Source organism: Kitasatospora sp. NPDC091257 (genome assembly GCF_044757675.1).
Taxonomy (GTDB): domain Bacteria; phylum Actinomycetota; class Actinomycetes; order Streptomycetales; family Streptomycetaceae; genus Kitasatospora; species Kitasatospora lactacystinica.
On record NZ_JBIVVI010000835.1, the window covers coordinates 1 to 4169 of the forward strand.

Annotated in this window: 4 protein-coding genes; 2 read left to right on the forward strand and 2 right to left on the reverse strand. The window is 76.8% G+C overall.

The window, feature by feature from the left end; genetic code table 11:
* Positions 1–48: 48 nt before the first annotated feature.
* Both ACIQOV_RS30500 and ACIQOV_RS30505 read right to left on the reverse strand, forming a co-directional pair.
* Complete coding sequence (locus ACIQOV_RS30500) at positions 49–1149, reverse strand: hypothetical protein (RefSeq protein WP_401053830.1); 1101 nt, start codon at positions 1147–1149, stop codon at positions 49–51.
* Positions 1146–2021 carry an RNA polymerase sigma factor gene (locus ACIQOV_RS30505; protein ID WP_401053832.1) on the reverse strand — a complete coding sequence of 292 codons (876 nt, stop codon included), beginning with the start codon at positions 2019–2021 and terminating at the stop codon, positions 1146–1148. The genes ACIQOV_RS30500 and ACIQOV_RS30505 overlap by 4 nt, the downstream gene beginning before the upstream one ends.
* 372 nt (positions 2022–2393) lie before the next feature.
* On the opposite strand from ACIQOV_RS30505, the gene ACIQOV_RS30510 reads away from it, so the two are divergent.
* The gene (locus tag ACIQOV_RS30510) at positions 2394–3104 is read left to right on the forward strand and encodes a hypothetical protein (protein ID WP_401053834.1); all 711 of its coding nucleotides are present in this window, start codon (positions 2394–2396) and stop codon (positions 3102–3104) included.
* 158 nt (positions 3105–3262) lie between these two features.
* Positions 3263–4024, forward strand: coding sequence for a VC0807 family protein (locus ACIQOV_RS30515; protein ID WP_401053835.1), 762 nt, complete (start codon positions 3263–3265; stop codon positions 4022–4024).
* The last annotated feature ends 145 nt before the right edge of the window (positions 4025–4169 follow it).

Consider the following 4169-nt stretch of genomic DNA (forward strand, 5'->3'; position numbering starts at 1 on the left):
CGGCGAGCCCGGGGGGAGTCGCTCGCCGCCCACCCGGAGTCCTGGGGGCTACCTCCCGGCCGACTGTTCGTTCTCGGTCCGGTCGGGCTTGTCCGGGCGGCCGTCCTGCGCGTTGGGGACGGCCGGGGCGGTCACGCCGGACTTGCCCGGCCTGGTACCGGCGCCGCCGGTGCCCTCGCCGTCGCTGCCGCCGCTGGTGTTGCCGCGCCCGTTTCCGCTGCCGCTTCCGTTGCTGTTGCCGTTTCCGTCGGTCCGGCCGCCGCCGGTGTTCCCCTTGCCGGATCCGGCGTTCGCCCCGCTGCCGCTGCCGGTGCGGCCGGGGTCGCGCGTCGGGCTGGTGGCGCCCTGGTGGTCGCCGTCCTCGCCGCCCTCGTCGTCGATCGCGGCCCGGCAGTAGTCCGTCACGCGGTCCGCGCCACCGGCCGCCGCGACCAGCGGGCCGTACAGCGATTCGCCGGCCAGTCGGCTCGGGCGGTCGCCCTTGGCCGTACGGTCGGCGAAGCCGGTGCAGAGGCCGAGCAGCGCGGGCGGGACGGCCGAACGGCCACCGCGCCCCTCGGGCGAGGGGGTGCCGGGCGTCGCGGGGCCGGACGGGACGACCGCCTGCGGTCCGGCGGAGGCGCTGCCGGACGGACGGGCGGAACCGGACGCCACGGCACCGAACGGGGCCACGCCCGCCGACGACCCGACGACCGCCGGGCCCGACGCCGGGCCGGTGGCAGCGTCCCGGCCCGCGAGCCTGTGCTCCGGCGCGGACGGGCCGCCGCCCAGCGCGGGCGGCAGGTTGCCGGTGCCGGCGGCGACGGCGACACCGCACAGCGCGGTGGTGCCGAGCACGACGGCAGTGGCCTTCGTGCTGAAGGCCCTGGCCAGCACCGCGGTTGCCATCGATCGTCTCCGGACGGGGGTCACTGTCGGGTCGGGCGTGAGACTCGCCTCCCGGAACGCGGCCAGGGCGGCCTCCTCCCCGGCCAGTTCGCCGGCCGTCGCGGGGGCGGCGGCCGCGGCGAGCACCCGGGCGAGTTGCCCGGGACCGCCGTCCGGTCCGGTGAGCGAGGCGTCCTGCCCGGCCGACGGGCCGCCCACGGCACCACCGAGCAGTTGCTCGGCGGCATCACGGTCGATCCGACGGGATCGGTTGGTGCTCATCTCATGTCCTTCAGCGTCGCGGCCCGGCGTTCTGTCACACCCTGCGGAGAACTTTTTTCCGCGGGTTTCCCCACGGGTCGCCCGACGGCCTCGCCCCCGCTCACTCCGGCCGCCGCCCCGGCGGCGTTCCCCCCGGCCCCGGCGCCCGGTCCGGCCTGGGCCCCGGCCGTCGCCGCGCCGGCCCGGGCCGCCGGGATACCGCCCCCGGAGGCGCGCGGCTCGACCAGCTTGGCCAGCCGCCGCAGCCCCCGGTGGGCGGCCATCCGGACGCTGCCGGCCCGCTTGCCGAGCACCCGGGCGGCGCTCTCCGCGTCCAGCTCCATGACCACCCGCAGCAGCACGGCCTCGGCCTGGTCGCGCGGCAGTCGGGAGATCAGGGCCAGCGCGTCGGCGGTGCCGACCGTGGTCAGCGCCGCACGCGCGGTGTCGTCCCCCGCCGCCAGCTCGACCAGTTGCTCGAACGGCAGGTCGGTGACCGGACGGCGGCGCCGGGCGCGCAGGTGGTCGAGGGCGCGGTGGCGGGCGACGGTGGCGGCCCAGCCCCGGAAGCCGTCCCCGTCGCCGGAGAAGCCGCGCAGGTCGCGGGCGATCTGCAGCCAGGTCTCGGAGGCGATGTCCTCGGCGTCCTGCGCGTCCTCCGGCCGGCCGCCGACCAGCACCCGCAGGTAGCGCAGCAGGCCCGGCTGGACGGTCCGGAACAGCAGCCGGAACGCCTGTTCGTCCCCGGCCTGCGCGGCCCGGACCGCCTCGGTCAGGTCGGGGGGAGCGGGGGCCGGGCCCGGCGGCGGGCCGGCGGGTGGGACTGGTCCGGACCGGCCGACGGGTCCGTCGGTGCCCGCTCCGGGGCGCTCTGCACTCTGCACCCGCCACATGATGCGCCATTCGGGCGAACACTTCGGCTCCGGCCGAACGACCGCCCGCGGCCGGGGCCAAGGTCCCGAGGACTGCTGTCGTTCGCCCACGGCCCGGACGGGCCCGTCCGGCCTACGTTGTCGGTGGGCGAAGCAGTCCGGGCCGACGGCCCGCCCCGACACGGGGTCCGCCGACGCACCCGGCCCGCCGCCGGGATACCGCCGTGTCCGAGGGCGCACGCACGACCCGTGCGGGCCCCGGTCGCACGACCCTGCCTGGTTTGAGCCGTGCCGCTGGGGACCAGCACTGACGGGGACCACCACCGGCGCCGGGCCCGGCGCACCGCACCCGGCGCACCCGTCCGACACCACGACCAGCAGGGAAAGACCGCGATGACGACCGCCCACGAGCTCCACGGGCTCCACGAGCTCCATGCGAAGGGCCTGCGCGAGCACCTCGCACCCGCCCTGCGCGCCCTGGGCCTCATCGGGTGGCGCCGGACCTTCAGCCTGCCGGACGAGACCCACTGGCTGCTGCTCGGCCTGGTCGAGCGCCCCGCCGCCGACCGGGTGCCCTTCACCTTCGAGCTCAGCGTGGTCCGCCGCACCGACTGGAGCGTCGCGGCCCTCCCCGGCCACCGGCCCGACCCGCGCACCCGGTACGGCGTCGAGACCTGGCGGGCCCGGATCGGCGAGGTGCTGCCGGTCGGCGAGGACGTCTGGTGGGAGGTGCTGCCCGGGCCGCGCTGGCAGCTCCCGCTGGACGACGCGGTCGCCGCCGTGCACCGTTACGGCCTGCCGGAGCTGCGGCGCCGGGCCGAGGCGGACCGCACCCCCGCCGGGGAGACCTACCTCCTGCCCGCCGAGCTGGAGGCGGTCAACGCCGCGCTGCTGACCGCGGCGGTGGCCCGGGTGCAGCGCGCCGAGCTGACCGACGAGGCGCTGGTGCTGACCGGCGCCTGGACCCGCGGCGACGGCGTCGCCCGGACCGTTCTGGCGGGTGTCGCGCAGGGCTTCCTGTCCGCCGGCGACGAGCGCTTCGGCACCGTCCGCTGCCTGGACACCCTGGGCCGCGCACTGTGGGCCTTCCCCGACGAGGGGTAGGAAATCCGCAGGTCGGAGGCGGTGTCACGGCGCGCACCATGACAACCGTCACGCGGATGACGCAACGGACGGCACTGCGCTGACGGAGGGTCGGACGGAAAGACTGGAGGCACGACGCGGGCAGCGGCCCGCGGCCACCAGCCGGGGAGGAACCCACCGTGAGCCAGACCGTCAGTGCCGCCGCCGTCACCAGCACCGTCGCCCACACCGGCACCACCCCGGCCACGTCCGCCGCCACCGGCGCCGCCGCCCGCGCCAAGGCCCCCAACCCGCTGGTCTCCGGGCTCCGCCCGCTGGCCCTCGACGTGGCCGCCCCGCTGGCCGGCTACTACCTGCTGCACTCGGCCCTCGGCCTGAGCGAGTTCGCCGCACTGGCCTGGAGCAGTGCCTTCCCGGCCGCCCGGACCGTCCTCGGCCTGCTGGTCGAGCGCAGGCTCAACCTGTGGGCCGCCCTGATGCTGACCGTCAACCTGGCGGGCCTGGCGCTGACCTTCGTCACCGGCGACGCCCGCCTGATGATCGCCAAGGACGGCGGGCTGAGCGGCACCGTGGCACTGGCGATCCTGGTCTCCGCGCTGGTCGGCCGACCGGTGATGACTCCGATGCTGATGCCCTTCCTCACCAAGGGCCGGCCGGAGCGCGCGGCCGCCTGGCAGCGGCTGGTCGAGGGCCGGGCGGCCGGAGCGCGGGCCTTCCGCCGCCACGAGCGGCTGTTCTCGGGCATCTGGGGCACCGCGCTGCTGACCGAGTGCGCGGCCCGGGTGGTCGGCGCCTTCACCCTGCCGGTGTCGACCATGGCCTGGCTGTCCACCGTCGTCCTGATCGGCGCGATCGTGGCCGGTTCGATGCTCGGCCAGATCGCGGTCGAGCCGATGGAGCGGCTGGTCCGCACCGAGACCGAGGCCCCGACCGCCGCCTGAGCAGACGGCCCGCCGCTTTCCCGAACACCCGGTTCCCTGAACAGCCGCCCCCGAACACTTCCCTGAACACCTCCCTGAACAGCCGGTTCCAGGGGCTCGAACGGCGAGGAACCATCCGGATCCCCCGGGAGTCGTTCATAACGAG